17 protein-coding genes are annotated in these 19,120 nt (G+C 68.2%); 4 read left to right on the forward strand and 13 right to left on the reverse strand.

What is annotated here, in order from left to right:
• The first annotated feature begins 156 nt into the window (after positions 1–156).
• From QZM35_RS26520 to QZM35_RS26535, 4 genes are all read left to right on the forward strand, one after another.
• Positions 157–657 (forward strand): Ohr family peroxiredoxin, encoded by a 501-nt coding sequence (locus QZM35_RS26520; RefSeq protein WP_174971204.1) that lies wholly within the window; start codon positions 157–159, stop codon positions 655–657.
• A gap of 107 nt (positions 658–764) precedes the next feature.
• Entirely contained in the window at positions 765–1,766 is a 1,002-nt protein-coding gene (locus QZM35_RS26525) for a bestrophin family protein (RefSeq protein WP_301777119.1), read from the forward strand.
• A 199-nt stretch (positions 1,767–1,965) separates the two neighbouring features.
• Positions 1,966–2,445 (forward strand): carboxymuconolactone decarboxylase family protein, encoded by a 480-nt coding sequence (locus QZM35_RS26530; RefSeq protein WP_046546535.1) that lies wholly within the window; start codon positions 1,966–1,968, stop codon positions 2,443–2,445.
• A 4-nt stretch (positions 2,446–2,449) separates the two neighbouring features.
• On the forward strand, positions 2,450–2,854 hold the full coding sequence (locus QZM35_RS26535) for a cupin domain-containing protein (protein WP_089429382.1): 405 nt from the start codon (positions 2,450–2,452) through the stop codon (positions 2,852–2,854).
• A 58-nt stretch (positions 2,855–2,912) separates the two neighbouring features.
• Here QZM35_RS26535 and QZM35_RS26540 read toward each other — a convergent pair whose 3' ends face one another.
• The 13 genes from QZM35_RS26540 to QZM35_RS26600 form a co-directional block, all read right to left on the reverse strand.
• The gene (locus QZM35_RS26540) at positions 2,913–3,797 is read right to left on the reverse strand and encodes a GNAT family N-acetyltransferase (protein ID WP_301777120.1); all 885 of its coding nucleotides are present in this window, start codon (positions 3,795–3,797) and stop codon (positions 2,913–2,915) included.
• Positions 3,798–3,878: 81 nt separating this feature from the next.
• Positions 3,879–5,066 (reverse strand): M20 aminoacylase family protein, encoded by a 1,188-nt coding sequence (locus tag QZM35_RS26545; protein ID WP_089434161.1) that lies wholly within the window; start codon positions 5,064–5,066, stop codon positions 3,879–3,881.
• A gap of 74 nt (positions 5,067–5,140) precedes the next feature.
• A complete protein-coding gene (locus QZM35_RS26550; RefSeq protein WP_301777121.1) occupies positions 5,141–6,598 on the reverse strand; it encodes an aldehyde dehydrogenase family protein in 1,458 nt (485 codons plus the stop codon).
• The gene (locus tag QZM35_RS26555; protein WP_301777122.1) at positions 6,595–7,872 is read right to left on the reverse strand and encodes an FAD-binding oxidoreductase; all 1,278 of its coding nucleotides are present in this window, start codon (positions 7,870–7,872) and stop codon (positions 6,595–6,597) included. The genes QZM35_RS26550 and QZM35_RS26555 overlap by 4 nt, the downstream gene beginning before the upstream one ends.
• Positions 7,873–8,005: 133 nt before the next feature.
• Positions 8,006–9,331, reverse strand: coding sequence for an FAD-binding oxidoreductase (locus QZM35_RS26560; protein ID WP_089429378.1), 1,326 nt, complete (start codon positions 9,329–9,331; stop codon positions 8,006–8,008).
• Between the two features lie 2 nt (positions 9,332–9,333).
• Positions 9,334–10,068, reverse strand: a complete 735-nt coding sequence (locus QZM35_RS26565; RefSeq protein ID WP_089429377.1) for a cupin domain-containing protein — start codon at positions 10,066–10,068, stop codon at positions 9,334–9,336.
• Positions 10,069–10,188: 120 nt separating this feature from the next.
• The gene (locus tag QZM35_RS26570; RefSeq protein ID WP_089429376.1) at positions 10,189–10,629 is read right to left on the reverse strand and encodes a helix-turn-helix domain-containing protein; all 441 of its coding nucleotides are present in this window, start codon (positions 10,627–10,629) and stop codon (positions 10,189–10,191) included.
• A gap of 23 nt (positions 10,630–10,652) precedes the next feature.
• Positions 10,653–11,987: an FAD-binding oxidoreductase gene (locus QZM35_RS26575; RefSeq protein WP_301777123.1), complete on the reverse strand. Its 1,335-nt coding sequence runs from the start codon at positions 11,985–11,987 to the stop codon at positions 10,653–10,655.
• Positions 11,988–12,130: 143 nt separating this feature from the next.
• Entirely contained in the window at positions 12,131–14,014 is a 1,884-nt protein-coding gene (locus QZM35_RS26580; protein WP_301777124.1) for an ABC transporter ATP-binding protein, read from the reverse strand.
• A complete protein-coding gene (locus QZM35_RS26585; RefSeq protein ID WP_089429374.1) occupies positions 14,014–14,970 on the reverse strand; it encodes an ABC transporter permease in 957 nt (318 codons plus the stop codon). The genes QZM35_RS26580 and QZM35_RS26585 overlap by 1 nt, the downstream gene beginning before the upstream one ends.
• Before the next feature lie 30 nt (positions 14,971–15,000).
• The gene (locus tag QZM35_RS26590; protein ID WP_089429373.1) at positions 15,001–15,954 is read right to left on the reverse strand and encodes an ABC transporter permease; all 954 of its coding nucleotides are present in this window, start codon (positions 15,952–15,954) and stop codon (positions 15,001–15,003) included.
• Between the two features lie 79 nt (positions 15,955–16,033).
• A complete protein-coding gene (locus tag QZM35_RS26595; protein WP_089429372.1) occupies positions 16,034–17,617 on the reverse strand; it encodes an ABC transporter substrate-binding protein in 1,584 nt (527 codons plus the stop codon).
• Positions 17,618–18,166: 549 nt separating this feature from the next.
• On the reverse strand, positions 18,167–18,835 hold the full coding sequence (locus QZM35_RS26600; RefSeq protein ID WP_089429371.1) for a haloacid dehalogenase type II: 669 nt from the start codon (positions 18,833–18,835) through the stop codon (positions 18,167–18,169).
• Positions 18,836–19,120 lie beyond the last annotated feature (285 nt).

The raw sequence follows: 19,120 nt of genomic DNA on the forward strand, positions 1-19,120 counted from the left end.
CCGCACCGGAAGATCGCCGCACAGGAGTCGTGCGATCGTTCGCGCCACGCGTGCCTGGCGCACGCTATCTGCCCGGGGCCGCGCCGCCCCGTTCGCCCCACGCTTCGACACACGACTGACCGGGAATCGAAGCGGCGCTGAACTCGAGCACGCATCATGGACGACAAGAAGCTCCAGGCCCCTCCGCTTTCCCTCCTCGACCGGTATCGAGGCCACGCGTTTCAGCCGCTCTATACGACGAGCGTCACCGTGACCGGCGGCGAGACGGGACACGGCCGCGCGTCGGGCGTCGTTCGCTCCGACGACGGCAGCCTTGCCCTCGAGCTGCGCCTGCCCGCCGAACTCGGCGGCCCGGGCGGCGGCACCAATCCCGAACAGCTGCTCGCCGCCGGCTACGCCGCGTGCTTTCACGGCGCCCTGAACCTGCTCGAGCAACGCGCGGGCGCGGCGCCAACTGAGACCGTCGTGGAGGTCCGGGTTGCGTTCGGCCGTGATCCGATGGACGGCGGTCATGCGTTGATCTTCGAGGTTCGCGTCCGGATGCCCGGCGTCGAGCGCAGCGTCGCCGAAGAGCGGGTGCGCGCCGCGGAGCGCCTGTGCCCGTACGCCAAGATGGCCAGGCAAGGCGCCGTCAATCTCGTGACCGTCGTCGACTGACCCGACGTGCGTCGTGCGGCGGCGGCGACCTTCGCCGCCGTCGCCTCGTGCGTGGCCGCCCCGCTGCGCGTTTCGCGACACGCCTAGTCCTCGATGAGGCCAAAGACATGCATCTCGGAAAATCCTACAAGCTGGCGGAATTCCTGATCTGGACGCGCTGGAAAGTCTACGAGCTCCTCGCTTTCGGGACCGTCCCGGTCGTCCTGTACACGTTCTTTTCGGTCAGATGGTTGTCGCTCCCGCTGACGATCGTGGCGCTGCTCGGCACCGCGACGTCGTTCATCGTCGGCTTCAAGAATGTCCAGACGTACAACCGCGCCACGGACGCGCTGGACATCTGGATCGGCATCCTGAGCAAAAGCCGTCGCTGGGGGCAGGTCGTGCAGGACTTCGTCGGCGACGAAGAGATCGCGCGAACCCTCGTCCATCGCCACCTTGCGTGGCTCACCGCGCTGCGCTACGACTTGCGCCGCCCGCGCGTCTGGGAAAGCACGAACAAGCGCTACAACGCGGAGTACCGCCGGTTCTATCGCGTGCCGGAGTGGGAACAGGACATCCGGGAACTGCTCCCGGCGTACCTGTCACCGCCCGAAGCGGCACAGGCGTGCGCGTCCGCTTCCATCGCGACGTTCGTGCTGAGCCTGCAACGCCGCACCCTCGCGATGCTGCACACGGCCGGCCGCCTCGATACGAGCTTCTACATGGACCTGCACAAGACGATCGGGGATTTCACCGATCTCCAGTCGCGCGCGGAGCGTTTCAAGAATTTCCCGTATCCGCGCCAGTACGCGACCGTCAGCTCGCTGTTCGTCCGCTTCTTCTGCCTGTCTTTGCCGTTCGGTTTGCTGAACGAGTTCAACCGGCTGAACGACGGCGTGAGCGGTTTCATGCACGGCTACATGGTCTGGCTGGTGGTGCCGTGCAGTGTCGCGGTGTCGTGGATGTACACCTCGCTCGATCAGGTCGGCGAAAGCACCGAGAACCCGTTCGAAGGCGGCGCGAACGACGTGCCCATTTCGACGCTGTGCGGCACGATCGAGCGCGATCTCAGGGCGATGCTCGGGGAACACGCAGGCGCGCCGTGCGGCGACACGATCATCGCGCTGTAGCGAACCGTGCGCGTTCCCGCTGCGGTTGAGATCGACCGCGCCCCCGACATGGATTGGTGCCGAAGCGGCAACAGAATGCGCACCTGCCGGGCACTACTGGCCCGCGGGGCCCGCGATTACGATGCTGTCAGGCAGGCCGTGCGTGGGGCGCCACATGCAGGGCCGGCAGTCGCGATTCCACATTTCAGGAGAACCGATCATGACGCAACGTATCAACTACTTCCAGCAATCGCCGGAGCTGACCAAGAAGCTCGTCGAACTCGACGGGCTGTTTCAGAAGACGACGATCGAGACGCCGATCCGCGAGCTCGTCGAGATTCGCGCGTCGCAGCTCAACGGCTGCGCGTTCTGCGTCGACATGCACACCAAGATGGCAAAGATCCACGGCGAGCGCGAACTGCGCCTGCATCACGTCGCGATCTGGCGCGAGTCGACGCTGTTCTCGCCGCGCGAGCGCGCCGCGCTCGCCTGGACCGAAGCGCTGACGCAGATCCCGTCGCACGGCGTGCCCGACGAGCTCTACGAACGCGTGCGGGGCCACTATTCCGAGAAGGAACTGTCGGATCTCACCTTCCTCGTGGGCGCCATCAACTGCTGGAACCGGCTGAACGTCGCCTTCCGCGTCGTGCCCGGCTCGTTCGACAAGATGTTCGGGCTCGACAAGGCCAACCTGGAGTAACGACATGAAACGCCTCATGCTCGCGCTTGCACCGCTCGCGCTGTCGCTCCTGGCCCCCGTTCAGCCGGCCGCCGCCGCCCCGCACGCCACGGTGACGCAACTGACCACGGAACCGTTGCCCGAGTATCCGGGCAAGGAAGTGGAAATGATCGTCGTGGACTATCCGCCCGGGGCCGTCGATCCCGTGCATCGCCACGATGCTCACGCCTTCGTCTACGTGCTCGACGGCAGCATCGTGATGGGCCTGAACGGCGGGAAAACGGTCACGCTCCATGCCGGCGACACGTACCATGAAGGACCGGACGACGTGCACACGGTCGGACGAAACGCCAGCAGCACGAAGCCGGCGAAATTCGTCGTGATGCTGCTCAAGAACAAGGGCGCGCCGGTTCTCACCCCGGTGAAGTAAAGCGATCGCCGCCTGGGCCCGGCAACGCCGGGCCGGGCGCGCGAGGCAATCCCGCGGGCTACAACATCGCCTGGCTGACGAGCGCGTACTGTCCGAAGGCCGGATCGGCCGGCCCTTCGTGCGCTGCGGCCGACGCGTTGCGCACCATCTTCGAACACGTATCGACCCGCGCCAGACCTTGTTCGGCCAGCCAGTCCGGCAGACTGGTCCCGTCCGGTACGTCGATGCGGACGAACTCACCTTCCCGTTGCGTCAGCCAATGGCTGACGAGCGCCTTCGCATACGCATCGTCGCTTGCGCGCGGTGCGGCCACCGGGCCGATCACGTCGCCGCGCCCGAAGCGCCGCAGCACCGAAAACCCGACCACCTCGCCGTCGCGTTCGAGCACGACGCTTTCACCGCGCTGGAACAGCGCGGCCATCAACGCATCGCGCTGGAGGCCGGACGCGCGCGCGTCCAGCTCGACGAGGCGCGGCCAGTCGGCCGGCGTTCCGGCGCACAGCCGCACGCCTTCTGGCAGAACCACGTCGGCCGGCCGCACCACGTTCCCCTGATACTGGCCCAGCGAGCCGCACACGTTGAAACCCAGCTTCTCGTACAGCGGTCGGCCGGCCGGCGTCGCATGCAGGAACGTGACGCGCGGCCCCAATTCGTCGATGAGCAGCTCCATCAGCTTGCGGCCGATGCCTCGCCCCTGATGCGCGTCGGACACGATGACATGCCCGATCGCGGCGCGATCGGCACCGTACTTCCAGCACATCGCCGTGCCGATCACCACGCCGTTTTCCTCGGCCGCGAACGCGGTCGACGTGTCCGCGGAAAACTGCCAGTCTTCCGCCCTGAACGGCCAGCGAAGCGCGACGGTAAGCGCATGGGCCGCGGGGACGTCCGCGGCGGTGAAGCGCCGGTAGCGAACCGCCGGCATCGTGTCGGAATCCTTCATATCGTTTTCCTGTTTCATCAAGCAATTCTTATAAAAGTGTCGTCGCGCGCCACGGCCCGACTTCAATGCCGGCGTCGCGCATCATCGCGATCGCGCGAAGTAGTGCTGCGCCAACGCAACCCAATAGCGGACGCCGGCCGGAATGATCTCGTCGTTGAAGTCGTATTTCGGGTGGTGCAGCGCCGGTGCGCTCGCGCCGTCCTGCGCGTTGCCGATCAGCACGTAAGCGCCCGGCCGCTCCTCCAGCATGAAACCGAAGTCCTCGGACGTCATGTTCGGCGGCACGTCGCGGTCGACGCGCGCGTCGCCGAACGTGTCGCGAATCACCGCTTCGCACAGCGCCGTCTCGGCCGGCGTGTTGACCGTCGCCGGGTAATACTGGAAAAACTCCACGTCGACCTGCGCACCATAGGCACTCGCCAACGCCTCGCACGCGAGCCGCACGTCGCGCTGCAGCTTCTGCTGCAACGCCGACGACAACGTGCGGATCGTGCCGCGCAGCTCGGCAGTGTCCGGAATCACGTTGTCCGTGGTGCCCGCATGGAACATGCAGACGGAGATGACTGCGGGATCCACCGGATCCTTGTGCCGCGCGGCGATGGTCTGACATTGCAGCACCATCGAGCATGCGAGCGGCACGGGATCGATGCCCAGGTGCGGCTGCGCCGCGTGCGCGCCCTTGCCCGTCACCGTGATTCTGAAGCGCGAGCCGGCCGCCATGATCGGCCCGGTGCGCAACCCGAAATGGCCGGCCGGCAGCCCGGGCCAGTTGTGCATACCGAATACCGCTTCCGTCGGGAACTGGTCGAACAGCCCGTCGTCGATCATCCTGCGCGCGCCCGCGCCGCCCTCTTCGCCCGGCTGGAACACGAAATGGACGCTGCCGGGCAACTGCGGCAGTTCCTTCAGCACGCGTGCGGCGCCGAGCAACATCACGGTATGGCCGTCATGGCCGCACGCGTGCATGATCCCGTGCGTGCACGACGCATGCGCGAAGTCGTTGGCTTCGTGGATCGGCAACGCGTCCAGATCGGCGCGCAGCACGATCCCGCGTGCAGGATCCGCGCCGGGCAGGCTCGCGACGACGCCCGTGCCGCCCAGCCCGCGTGATACCTCATAGCCGAGCGCTTCGAGCTCGCTCGCGACGACATCGGCCGTCCGGTGTTCTTCGAATCGCAATTCGGGATGCGCATGCAGATCGCGGCGCAGCTTCGCCCAGTGCGCGTGATGCGCTTCCAGCAACGGGTCGGGAATGACGGGGTTATCCAATTCCAATTTCGGCACCTTCGAAAAGTAGCGGGCTTCCAACTGTACCGCCGGCGCGATCGCGCGCGGCGGCCGGGTCAGTCGTAAAAGCCGACGATCGACTTGATCTCCATATACTCCTCCATCCCTTCGATCCCGTACTCGCGGCCGTTGCCCGACTGCTTGTACCCGCCAAACGGCGCCTGAGGGTCCCATGCCGGGTAGTTCAGATGCACCTGCCCTGCACGGATACGCGCGGCCACCGCGCGGGCCTGCGCCTTGTCGGTGCCCTGCACGTGCGCGCCGAGCCCGTAGACCGTGTCGTTCGCGATCGCGATCGCTTCTTCCACGGTGTCGTAAGGCAGGATCGCGAGCACCGGGCCGAAGATCTCCTGCTGCGCGATCGTCATGTCGGTGCGCACGTCGGAGAAAATCGTCGGCTGCGCGTAAAAGCCGCGCTCGAGCCCCGCAGGCCGGCCGGGGCCGCCGGCGATCAGCTTCGCGCGTTCGTCGATGCCCGCGTCGATCATCTGCGCGACCCGCCCGAACTGCGCACGGTTGGCCAGCGGCCCGTGCGTCGTGGCCTCGGCGAACGGATCCCCGACGACCAGCGTGCGCGCCGCCGCGACGGCCAGTTCCTCGACCGCGCCGAGCGCGGCGCGCGGCACGATCATGCGGGTCGGCGCGCTGCACGACTGCCCCATGTTGCGGAACGCGGCGGCCACGCCCGGCGCGATCGCCCGCGACAGGTCCGCATCCGGCAACACGATATTCGGCGACTTGCCGCCGAGCTCCTGCGCGACGCGCTTGACGGTCGTCGCCGCCGCCTGCGCGACCAGCACGCCGGCACGCGTCGATCCGGTGATCGACACCATGTCGACCTCCGGGTGCGACGACAGCGCGGCGCCGACCGTGTCGCCGCTGCCGCTCACGAGATTGAATACGCCGGCAGGCACGCCCGCATCGGCGATCACTTCCGCGAACAGCAACGCGCTGAGCGGCGACAGCTCGCTCGGCTTCAGCACCACCGTGCAGCCTGCCGCGAGCGCCGGCCCGACCTTCGCGGTGATCTGGTAGATCGGCCAGTTCCACGGCGTGATCAGCGCGCATACGCCGATCGGCTCGCGCACGACCGCGGTCGTGCCGCGTTGCCTGACGAACGCGTAGTTCGCCAGGTTGTCGCGTGCGACGCGGATATGTTCGGCCGCGAGCGGCACGTGCGCGCCGCGGGCGTAGCCGATCGGCGCGCCCATTTCCAGCGCGAGCGCCGTGGCGAACAGTTCGGCACGCTCCAGCATCAGCGCATGCACACGGTCGAGCAACGCGGCGCGTTCCCGCGGTGACGTCGCGGACCAGCGCTCGAACGCGCGGCGCGCGGCCTGCACCGCGCGGTCGGCGTCGCGTGCGCTGCCGAGCGGGATCTCGCCCAGCGTGTCTTCGGTGGACGGGCTGACGACCGCGAACCGGTCACTGCCATCGGGCACGACCCAGTCGCCGTCGATGAAGAAGCGATCGAGCCTGCCGGCTTGCATCAGGTGAACAACAGGGGAATTCATTGGAGAGTGTCCTTGAGTCGATACCAGGCGCCGACGAACGGCAGGAACCACGGTTTGCCGAAATGCCCGGGAATGGCCGGCCAGTCGAAGCCTTGCCACGGGTTGAGTTCCGCGCGCCCGTCCATGATTTCCGCCATCAACGTGCCCATCAGCGTGGCCATGTGGGTGCCGTGGCCGCTATAGCCCATCGAGTAGTAAACGCCGTCCCGCTCGCCCGCGCGCGGCAGCCGGTTGGCCGTCATGTCGACCATCCCGCCCCAGCAATAGTCGATGCGCACGCGGGCCAGCTCGGGAAACACGGCGGCGAGTTGATGCCGCAGGATCGCCCCGCTCTTTTCGTCCGAGCGCGGGTTCGACGTGGCGAACCGCGCGCGCCCGCCGAACAGCAGACGGCCGTCGGGCGTCGTACGGAAGAAGTTGACGAAGTTCTTCGTGTCGGTGGCCATCCGGCGCGTCGGCAGCAAGCGGTCGAGCCACTCGCGCGGCAACGGCTCGGTGACGATGATGAAGGCGCCCACCGGCACGACCCTGCGGCGAATCCAGCCGAACGGCCCGACGTGCGAAATGCCGCTTGCGAGCAGCACCTGACGCGCACGGATCTCGCCGCGCGGTGTTTGCACCGCATACGCGCCGCCCGCTTGCCGCTTCAGGCCCAGCACCGGCGCCTGCTCGACGATGTGCGCGCCGCGCGCCTGGGCGGCGCGCGCGAGGCCGCGCACATAACGGCCGACATGCATGCCCGCACTCTTGCCGAACAGCAGCCCGCCGTGATAACGATCCGAGCCGATCTCGTCGCGCAGCTCGGCCTTCGTCACGAGGCGCGTGTCGGGGTCCACGCTCGCCGCGAGCAAAGCCTGGCTGCGCGCGAGCTTGTCGTAGTGTTCGGGCTTCGCCGCGAGCTTCAGCTTGCCGGTGCGGGCGAAATTGCAATCGATCGACTCTTCGTTGACGAGCCGCTCGACCGTGTCGACGCCCGCGTCGAACGCCAGATAGAGCCGGTTCGCCAGTTCCGTGCCGATGCGCTGCGACAACGACGCGTAATCCTGCGCGAAGCCGTTGTTGCACATGCCGCCGTTGCGACCCGATGCCGCCTGCCCGACGGTGCCCGCCTCGCAGACGATCACGCGCGCGCCCTTCTTGGCCAGCGCCAGCGCGGCGGCCGATCCCGTGATCCCGCCGCCGACCACCACGACGTCGCAACCGCCGTCGGGAAACTCGGTCGAGTGGCTCACGAATGGCTCCGACGTATCGAGCCAGTACGAACTGAAACGCATCAGGCACTCCCAAGCTGTCGCACCGCACTGCCGGGCCGGCGAACGTTCACCGCACCGCTCCGGCCACTCGCGGGCGGTCCGGCTCGATGCGCGTCGGAAACAGGCGGCCTCTCATCCACGTGACGGCGTTGCATCAGAAATCCGCGACCTTGCCCCACGCGGACTCGCTGAACCGGCCGGGCCGGTACGGCGCCGGGTCCACGAACGGTTGCGCACCGGACGCCAGATCGGCGATCAGGTGCCCGGCGCCCGGCCCGATCCCGAAGCCGTGCCCGGAAAAACCCGCCGCGAGGATCAGCCCCGGCACGCCCGGCACTTCGCCGATGCCCGGCACGCCGTCCGGCGTACTGTCGACGAACCCGGCCCACGCGTGCGTGATCTTCGCTTCGCGCAGCTCGGGCAACAGTTCGGCCGCGCGGCGGTACGTTTCAGTGACGGTCGGCATGTCGGGCTTCGGATCCAGAATGCGCACGGCCTCCATCGGCGTCGGCGCGTCGAGGCGCCAGCGCTTCAGCGTTTCATGGCCGCCGCGCACGCCTTCGAAGCCGCCCGGCAGCAGGTTGCGCCAGCGCTTCGCGAACATCGGCACGAATTGCGGCGCGAAGCGCAGGAACTGCGGCGTCAGGTCCACCCGCGCGCGACCGCTGATCGCCAATGCGTAGCGTCCATCGCTGCGGCGCGTGACGGACACGCCGGACGTGTACATCGCATCGGGCAGCGGCGTGTCGACGGGCGACACGCTCAGGATCGACTGACGGATCGACGCCTGCGGAAACCGGATGCCGAGCTGGCGGCAGAATGACGACGCCCAGGCGCCGCCGGCCATCACGACCGTGCGGGTCTTGATGACGCCGGCCTCGGTGACGACACCGGCAACCCGGCCGCCCTCGAGTTCGATGCCGCGCGCCGCGCAGTGCTGATGGACGCTGCCGCCCAGCTTCATCAGCGCGGCGGCCACGGCCGGCGCGGCCTTGCCCGGATCGGCCGTGCCGTCGGTCGGCGAGAACACGCCGCCCTTCCACTGCCGCCCGGTCGCCCGTCCGCGCTCGGCGGCCTGCTTGCTGTCGAGCATGTAGGTGGTCACGCCGGCGGTCTTCGCGAATTCGCCCCAGCTCGCCCAGCGGGACAGCTCGGCCTCGTCATTGCTGAGATACAGCAGCCCGCAGCGATGAAAGCCGGTGTCTTCGCCGGATTCGGCCGCGAAGCGTTCCCACAGGTCGATGCTCTTGCTCGCCATCGGCAACTCGCGCGCATCGCGGTTCTGCTGGCGGCACCAGCCCCAGTTGCGGCTCGACTGTTCGGCGCCGATGCGCCCCTTCTCGACGAGCGCGACCGAGATGCCGCGGCGGGCCAGGTAGTAGGCAGTGAACACGCCGATGATGCCGCCGCCGATCACGACGACATCGGCCGCGGCCGGCGGCGTGGACAAGGTTTCGATATGGCGCAGCGGAGGGGACATGCTCAGTCTCGTTCGGTGGAAGGTTTGACGTTCTGCATCACGTAGAACTTCGCCACGCGTTCGCTGCTTTCCCACCCGATCGACGCGCCGCGCGGCACGAACAGTGCGTCGCCGGTACCGAGCGACTGCACGCTGCCGTCGGGCGCCGCGAACCGGACGCCGCCGTCCAGCAGGAACATGAACTCGTTCGCGCGATGCGGCCGGACGATCCGGTGATACGGCGTCGAATCCCAGGTGCCCGCGCAGTACCCGGCGCCGTCGTCGGTGAACACGTTGTCGCTGCGGCATTGCGGCGCGGGGCCGAGCAGCGCCTCGGCCGGCAGCGTGGCGGACGGCTTGAAGTCGGCGTCGGCGCGCAGCTCGAAGACGCCGCGTTTCGTCGGTTGCGCGCACGCTGCCGCGCAGAACGTCAGCAGTACCGGCGATTGCGCGACGATGCGCAGTGCGGTGCCGGCGCCGATGACGGCGCCTTGCCCCGGGCCGACCACCAGCGGCGCGGCCCCGGCCGCTTCGAGCGTCAGCTCGCCCTGGATGACGGCCAGGGTTTCGATGTGCGGAAAGCTCGCCACGTCCAGTTCGCCGACGAAAACGATCCGCCCCGCGGCCATCGCGTCGGGGCCTTCCCACGCCATCTCGCGATGCGACGCGAACGGATCGCTCGCGCCGAACGCCTGCTTGCGGAATGCGGTGGAAGACGGTGCGCCGTCGGCCCGGTGCAACACGAAAACTGCGGTCATTTCTGCTCCTGTGCAGTGCGTGACGGATTCGCTCGAAAGCGGTCACGCGATATCGGAAATCGTCGTTCGCCGGCGCTTGTGCCGGACATCCTCAACGGGGCATGTCGTCCATGCGTGCGCTTACGCCGCATGACACGACGCTTCGCGGCGTTCGGCGCGCACGCGCGTCGATGGCGTTCGCACCGGCGCGCCGCCCGTTCGGGCGACCACGTAATCGCGCGGCGTGATCCCGAGCACGCGCCGGAAATGCCGGCACAGATGGCTCTGATCGAAGAAGCCGACGTCGGTCGCGACGACCGACGGCGCGAGACCGGCGCGCAACAGGTCCTGCGCCCGCCGTATCCGTACGAGACACAGATACCGGTGCGGCGACAGCCCGGTTTCGCTGCGAAAACGCGCGGTGAAACGCGACACGCTCAGCCCGGCCACCGCCGCGAGCGTGTCCAGGTTCAGCGGCTGCGCGAACGATGCATCGATCGTGCGCAGCACGTCGCCGATCGCGGGCGACACGGGCTGCGCGCCACGCGGCGAGCCAACCGAGCCAATGAATTGCACTGTCATATCGAATTCTCCCGGCGCTCGCTTCAATGCAGGAAATCCTGCATCCGGTAATACGCGCCGACGAGCGGCAAGAACCACGCGTGCCCGAAATGGCCCGGTATCGCCGGCCATTCGAGCTCGCGCCACGGGTTCGACGCGGCCGCGCCATACAGCACGTCGGCCATCACGCGGCCCATGTGCACCGACATCTGCACGCCGTGGCCGCTGTAGCCCATCGAGTAATAGAGGCCGTCGTGCTGGCCCGCGCGCGGCAGCCGGTCGGCGGTGATGTCGACGAGGCCGCCCCAGCAATAGTCGAGCCGCACGTTCGCCAGTTCCGGGAAATAGCCGGCCATGCCCGCACGCAGGACGTCGCCGCTTTTTGCATCGGAGCGCGGGCTCGACATCGCGAAGCGCGCACGGCCGCCGAACAGCAGCCGGTTGTCGGGCGTCACGCGAAAGTAATTGCCGATCTGGCGCGACGTGACGTACGCACGGCGATGCGGGAACAGCCGGTTCAACTGCGCATCCGGCAGCGGCTCGGTCACGACGATGAAGCTGCCGACCGGCGCGATGCGTCGCCGGAACCACGCGAACGGCCCGTGCTGCGATGCGCCGGTCGCGACCAGCACGCGGTCGGCGACGATCGTGCCGCGGGCGCTGGTGATCCGGTGGCGCTCGCCGTCCAGCCGGTCGAGCTGCGTGACGGCCGCGTGCTCGTACACGCGTGCGCCGGCACGCACGGCCGCTTGCGCGAGCCCGACGCCGAACTTGCCCATGTGCATCTGCGCACCGTTGCGCTGCAGGAGCCCGCCGTAGAAACCGTCGGAGTCGACTTCGTCGCGGATGCGTGACGGCTCGATCAGTTCGATGTCCGGATCGACGTCACGCCGCAATGCGTTGAAGGTCTTTTCGAGCCCCGCGAAATGCTGCGGCTTCGCGGCGAGCTTGAGCTTGCCGGCGCGCCGGAAATCGCAGTCGATCGCGTGGTCGGCGACGATCGTCTCGACGCTCTTCACCGCGCTTGCGTAAGCGCGGTAGAACGCTTTCGCCTGCTCGACGCCGATCCGCGCGGCCAGCGACGCATAATCCTGCGCGACACCGGTATTGCACTGGCCGCCGTTGCGGCCGGACGCTTCGCCGGCGACCTGCGCGGCTTCGAGCACGACCACCGACACGCCGCGCTGCGCAAGCGCGAGCGCCGCCGACAAGCCGGTGAAACCACCCCCGATCACGACCACGTCCGCGCGCCCTTCGACCGGCCCTTCACTGCCGGCGCGAAACGCGGGACGAGTGTCCAGCCAGTACGATTCCAGTTTCATCGAATTCTTCTCGCGTATTCCGGCGACGACGATCGGCGACCGTCCAATGAGAATCATTTGATCACCATCAAAAAGCGCAGTTGCCGCGTATTCGCGCGCGCCACACGCGTCATTTGCCGTTTTGCGCGCCTGCCGCAGCACACTATGCGCAACGTCGAGCGCCGGCGCGGGCGGGTGCGATGAACGAACGACGGCACGCATTACAGCCGGACCGGCTGCACCGTCGTGCCGCCTGCCGGCACCGGCTCCGCCTGGAAGCGCGCGAGATCCTCCTCGCTGCGATGGCACAGCACCTGCGCGCCGTTGCCGAGCGTGCGCAACGACGGGGCCGTGCGGTTGCACACGCCGTCCACGCGCATCGCACAGCGCGACAGGAACGGACACAGCTCGGCCTCGTTCTCGCGCTCGCCGATCGGCACCAGCGGCCGATGGCAACGCTCGGTCGCATCGTCGAGCCAGCCCGCGCGCAGCTCCGGCGCGGACGACACGAGCAGATGCGAATACGGGTGATAAGGCGGCGCGCACAGCGCGTCGCGGCTGCCCGTCTCCACGCGGCGGCCTGCATACAGCACGACGATGTCGTCGCTGATCGCGCGCACCTTCGCGATGTCGTGCGTGATGAACACGTACGACACGCCGAGCTTCGCCTGCAGGTCGCGCAGCAGCTCGATGATCGCGGCGCCGACCACGGTGTCGAGCGCCGACGTGACCTCGTCGCACAGGATCAGGTCGGGCTCGGCCGCGAGCGCACGCGCAAGGTTCACGCGCTGCTTCTGCCCGCCCGACAGCTCGCCGGTACGCCGCGAGGCGACCGCCGGCGGCAACCGCACGAGTTCGAGCAGCTCCGCGACACGCTGGCGTGCACGCGCGCCCTTGATCCCGTGATAGAACGCAAGCGGCCGCGCGAGCGTGCGCTCGACGGTATGCACCGGATTGAGCGCGGTATCGGCGTTCTGGAACACGATCTGCACGCGGCGGTGCTGCTCCTTCGTCCGTTTGACGATATCGCGCGCGAGCGGCTCGCCGTCGAGCAGGATCGCGCCGCCGGTCGCCGGCACGAGGCCCGCGATCACCTTCGCGAGCGTCGTCTTGCCGGAGCCCGATTCGCCGATCACGCCGACCGTCTGCCCGCGCCCGATGCGCAGGTCGACTTCGTGCAGGATCACCTTCGCGGGCCAGCCTTTCGCGGTACGGCCGCCGTAGCCGGCGATCGCGCCGCGCACCTCGAGCAGCGGCGCCGGCGCGGCCGGCTCCTGTGCTAGCGCCTGCGCGTCGCGTTCGGCATCGTTCGGCGTGACCGCCGCGATCAGGCTCTGCGTGTACGGGTGCGCGGGCGCATGCAGGATCTGTTCGGTGTCGCCCGCCTCGCGGATCACGCCGTCGCTCAGCACGACGATGCGATCGGCCATCTGCGCGACCACGGCCAGGTCGTGCGACACGTACACCGCGCTCATCCCGTAGCGCCGGATCACGTTCTTGAACGCCTGCAGCACGTCGATCTGCGTGGTCACGTCGAGCGCGGTGGTCGGCTCGTCGAGGATCACCAGCTCCGGATCGGTGATCAGCGCCATCGCGGCCATCAGCCGCTGCAGTTGACCGCCCGACACCTGGTGCGGATAGCGCTTGCCGATCGTCTCCGGCTCCGGCAGTGCGAGCGCGCGGAACAGCTCGACCGCCTTCGCCTGCGCGTCGCGCTTCGTCAGCGTCTTGTGGATCAGCGCGCTCTCGATCACCTGGTCGAGAATCGTGCGCGACGGGTTGAACGCGGCGGCCGCGCTCTGCGCGATATACGCGACCTTGCGGCCGCGCAGCGCGGTCAGCGCCTCCGCGGAAAGCGTGCACACGTCGGTGCCGTCGAGCTTCACCGAGCCGCCGGCGATCCGGCAGCCGGCGCGCGCATGGCCCATCAGCGACAGCGCGATCGTCGTCTTGCCGGAGCCCGATTCGCCGATCAGCGCGAGCACCTCGCCGCGCCCGATCTCGAAGTCGACGCCGTGGACGATCGTCGTTTCCTCGCCGCCCGGCCGGCCGCCGACCACGCGCAGCCCGCGCACCTCGACGAGCGGGTTCGATTCGTGTCGCATCAGTGTCCTCCGGCGGCGCCGGCCGCGCCCTTGCGGCGGCCGCGATGCGGCAAGCCGTCGATCAACAGGTTGACGCCCACCGTCAGGATCGCGATCGCGACCGCGGGCATGATCGCGACGGCCGAGCCGTCGCCGAGGCTCGCGATGTTCTCGCGCACGAGCGAGCCGAGGTCCGCATACGGCGGCTGCACGCCGAGCCCGAGAAAGCTCAGGCCGCTCAGCAGCAGCACGACGAACGTGAAGCGCAGCCCGGTGTCGGCCAGCATCGGGTGGATCATGTTCGGCAGCATCTCGACGCACGCGATGTACAGCGCGCTTTCCCCGCGCGCCTTCGCCACCTGCACGAATTCGAGCGTGCTGATGTTGACCGCCAGCGCACGCGCGATCCGGTACGAGCCCGGCATGTAGCTGACCGCGGCGGTGAGCACCAGCAGCGGCAGCGACGAGCCGAACGCGGCGACGAACATCAGCGCGAACATCTTCGACGGAATCGACGTGAGCGCGTCCAGCAGCCGGCTCATCGTCTCGTCCACCGCGCGGCCCGACACGGTCGCGAGCAGCCCGAGCGTCGTGCCGGTCACCGCGGCGAGCAGCACCGCGGCGAGCGCGAGCAGCACGGTCAGCCGCGTGCCGTACAGGATCCGGCTCAGCATGTCGCGGCCGAGGAAGTCGGAGCCGAACGGCAGCTTCGCGCTGAACGGCGCGAACACGTCCGGCGTGACGATCGTGCCGACGTCATGCGGCGCGATCAGCGGCGCGAACACCGCGACGAACAGCATCAGGCCGGCCATCGACAGGCCGACGCGGCCGCCGGCGGTCAAGGCGATGCGCACGGCGCGGCGCTTGCGCGGCTGGTCGGGCGCAGGCGCGGCAGGCGGCACGCTGCCCCGCCCCACGGGCGGGTCGCCGGAGGGCGGCAGCGCGCTGCTGCGTTGTACGGGTTCGATCGGTTGCATGGGCGGCATCTCGGAAGGAAGACGAAACACTCAGGTGCGCAATCGCGGGTTCGACACGATCGAGCACAGGTCGGCGAACAGCACGAGCGTCAGGTAAGCGACGCAGAAGATCAGCGTGCACGCCTGGACCAACGGGAAATCGCGGTTGCTGACGGCGTCGACCATCAGGCTCGCCAGGCCCGGATAGTTGAAGATCGTCTCGACGACGATCACGCCGCCGAGCAGATACGACAGGCTCAGCGCGATCGCATTGGCGATCGGGCCGATCGCGTTCGGCAACGCATGGCGCAGCACGACGCGTGCGGGGCTCGCGCCCTTCAACACGGCCATCTCGACATACGACGCGCTCAATTGCTCGATCACCGCGGCGCGCGTCATGCGTGCCATCTGCGCGATCACGACCGCGCACAGCGTCAGCACCGGCATCGCGTACGCACGCAGGAAATCGTGCAGGCTTTCGATCGGGCCGCTGTACGACAGCGCGGACAGCCAGCGCAGCTTCACCGCGAACACGAGCACGGCGACCGTCGCGATCAGGAATTCCGGCGTCGCGACGAGCGACAGCGTGCCGAGGCTGATCACGCGGTCGATCACCGACTCGCGCTTGACGGCCGCGAGGATCCCGAGCAGCAGCGCGATCGGCACCGACACGGCGGTCGTGATCGCCGCCAGCGTGAGCGACTTCGGCAGGCGCCCGCCGATCAGCTCCGACACCGGCATGTCGCCGGACAGCGACCGGCCGAAATCGCCGTGCAACAGGCCGGTGAGCCAGTGCACGTAACGCACGTGCGCCGGCATGTCGAGACCGAACTGCTGGCGCAGCGCGGCGACCGTCTCCGGCGTCGCCGACTGGCCGAGCGCGGCCTGCGCGGCGTCGCCCGGCAGCAGGTTCGTGATCGTGAAGATGATCGCGGACACGATCAGCAGCGTCAGCGCGGTGACCGCGATGCGCCGGCCGATCAGCCCGATGAGAATTCGGTTCATGGAGAAGCACTCCTGAAAAGCCCGCGCGTGGCCGGCGCGGTGGCCCGCACCGGCCGCGCGACGGCGGCCAGCCACAACGTCATGCGTTCCACCACACGTTCTCGGCGAACGTGAAGCCCATCATCGGCCCGGTGGGGATCGAGCCGAGGCCCGCGAGCCGCTTGTCGTAGCCGTCGAGGAAGCTGATGAACGCCGGAATGCCGACCCGGCCCTGCTGCGCGACGATCACCTGCATGTCGCCGTACATCTGCTTGCGCTTCGCGTCGTCGGTTTCCGAGCGCGCGGCGAGCAACAACTGGTCGAACTTCGCGTTCTTCCAGCCCGACTCGTTCCACGGCGCATCCGACTTGAAGAACTGCGTGAACAGCACGTCGGCGCTCGAGCGCGGGTTGATGTTGCCGAACGTGAGCGGGTGCTTCATCCAGTGGTTCGACCAGTAGCCGTCGGGCGACGCGCGGTTGACCTGCAGGTTCAGCCCGATCTTCTGGCCGGCCTGCTGCAGCAGCACGGCCATTTCGATCGACCCGTTCGCGTCGGACGTCGCATAGATCGGCGGCAGCGTGGCGCCCAGCGCACCGGCCTTCTGCAGCAGGAACTTCGCCTTGTCCGGATCGTGCGGCCGCTGCGGCAGCGACGCGTTGAAGTAGCGGTGCCCCGGCGGAATCGGCTGGTCGTTGCCGATCACCGAGTAGCCGCGGAACACCGCGGTGCGGAGCTGCTCGCGATCAAACAGGTACTTCATCCCTTCGACGAAATCGGGACTCGAGACGATCGGGTTGTCGCTGCGCATGATCAGGTCGGTATAGAGGCCCGACTTGGTTTCCTTCAGCGCGTAGCCCGGCGTCGACGAGACCCGCTGCGTCGAGCGCGGATCGATCGCGTTGATCAGGTGCACGTCGCCCGACAGCAGCGCGTTCAGGCGCGCGGCGCTGTCGCTGATGCCGATCAGCTCGATCTCGTCGAGATACGGCTTGCCCGGCTTGAAGTAGCTGTCGTTGCGCACGCCGACGGTCGACACGCCCGGCTTGAACGACTTCAGCTTGTACGGGCCGCAGCCGATGCCGGTCGAGAAGTCGGTCGTGCCGTCCTTGACGATCACGAGCTGCGGCGTCGCGAGGATCACCGGCAGATCGGCGTTCGCGCTGGCGAGCGTCAACGTGACTTCGTCGGGGCCGCTCGCCTTCGCATCCGTGAACTGTTCGGCAAGCGTCTTGACCTTCGACGCGGTGGCCGGGTTCTTGTGGCGCATCAGCGAAAACACCACGTCGGCCGGGCCGACCGGCTTGCCGTCGTGGAACGTGACGCCCTTGCGCAGCTTGATGATCCAGGTCTTCGCATCGGTCGTCTGCAGCGATTCGGCGAGGTTCATCTGCGGCGTCAGGCTCGCATCGAGCTGCGTGAGGCCGCTGTAGAACATGAAGAAGCGGGTATAGTCCGCGCCCGTCGAGCCCTTGGCCGGGTCGAGCGTATCGGCCGTCGAACCGGCTTCGTTCGCGACCCGGATCTTGCCGCCGCGCTTCGGCGCGGGCGCGGCGAACGCGGCGCCGGGGGTCATCAGCAGTCCGCCGGCGCCGGCGGCCATCATGCCGCTCGCCGCCATGACCTTCATCATGTCGCGGCGCGTGAAGCCGCCCTTGCCGCCATTGTCGATATCGTCGCTCATCCGAACTGCTCCTGACTGTGGAAAGTGGGGTCTTGGGTCCAGCGTGGTTGTTCAATCCCGCCGCACCCGCGTGCTGGTGGCGGGCGCGGCGTCGTTCACATGCAATTCATTTAAGCATCGCCAAAATGCCGGTTGTCCCGATTCGGGCCGCCCTCACGATACGAATCGACCGTTTTGGGTGGCCTGCGCAGCATGATTTGCTGCGTGCACTCCGGCCGGTTTCGCCGCGCCGATCCGACGCGCATCCCGCACGCATGCGGTGCATCGGCGCAGCCGGCGCGTGCGGGTCGATGTCGGCTGATGTCGACTGATGTCGCCCCATACCGGCTGCGTGCCGATGCGCGGCGGCCCACCGCGCGCGGCAGGTGCCCGTGAAAGTTCAGAGGATTGGTCGCGGCCTCGATGCGTCGAAACGTGGAGCCCGACGGTGCGGTGCAAGGCGCGCACCCGTGTGCGCCGCTGCGGCGCCGGCCGCATGGGCGGGTTTTCCCGTCGCGCGGCCGCCCGGCAGCGGCCCGCGCGACGCACGCCGCGCAGCCGACGTACTGCTTACAGGCCAAGCTGCGTCGCCAGCTGGCCAATATCCGACACTTCGTAATAGTTGTAGAACGGCGTGCCCGGCTCGTGGCCGCGGTTCACGAACGCCTTGTGCCTGATCCCGAGATCCTCGGCCGTCATCAGGTCGTAGCGCAGGCTCGACGACACGTGCAGCACGTCCTCCGGCTTGCAGCCGAGCTTGTCGAACATGTACTCGAAGCCCTGCATGCGCGGCTTGTACGACTGCGCCTGCTGCGCGGTGAACACCGCATGGAACGGCGCGCCGAGCTTGTCGACGTTGCTCATGATCTGGTCGTCCATCGCATTCGACAGGATCACCAGCTTGTACTTCGACGCCAGCCGCGACAGCCCGGCCGGCACGTCCGGGTGCGGGCCCCAGGTCGGCACCGCGTGATAGAACAGCTCGGCCTCGGCTTCGTCGAACGTCACGCCGAGCCGCGCGCAGGTGCGACGGACCGAGTTGACGACGACGTCACGGTACGGCTTCCACGCGCCCAGCACCTCATCGAGCCGATAGGCGGCGAACGCACGCACGAAGGCCTCCATCGTGGCCGGCGACAACCGATCCGCATAGATTTCGCGCGCCGTCTCGGCCATCCGGAAATGGGTCAGCGTGCCGTAGCAGTCGAAGGTGATGTACTTCGGTTCAAACTGGATCATGGTCAGGTCCTGTCGGTGTGAAGCCCCGGGAGGGCCGGGGATGGGCTGGGTTTAACGAAATTGAATCAGGGCAAAAAATCGTTCGCGCATCGTTCGGCGCCGCTCAAAACGCACAATCGCCGCAAGTTGCCCGGCGCATGCAGCACGATCTGCGGTGCGATCGGGCGCGGCGCGGCTGGGCGGGGCCGGCCGGTGGCCGCCGTGCTGCCGCAGCGGGCTCGCCTACCGTGCGTGCGGCCGGCCGGCAGGCGGCAGCGCCGCCGTGCATGAATCGTAGTGGCGTTC

It is taken from the genome of Burkholderia sp. AU45274, assembly GCF_030482505.1.
In the GTDB taxonomy this organism is placed as follows: Bacteria; Pseudomonadota; Gammaproteobacteria; order Burkholderiales; family Burkholderiaceae; genus Burkholderia.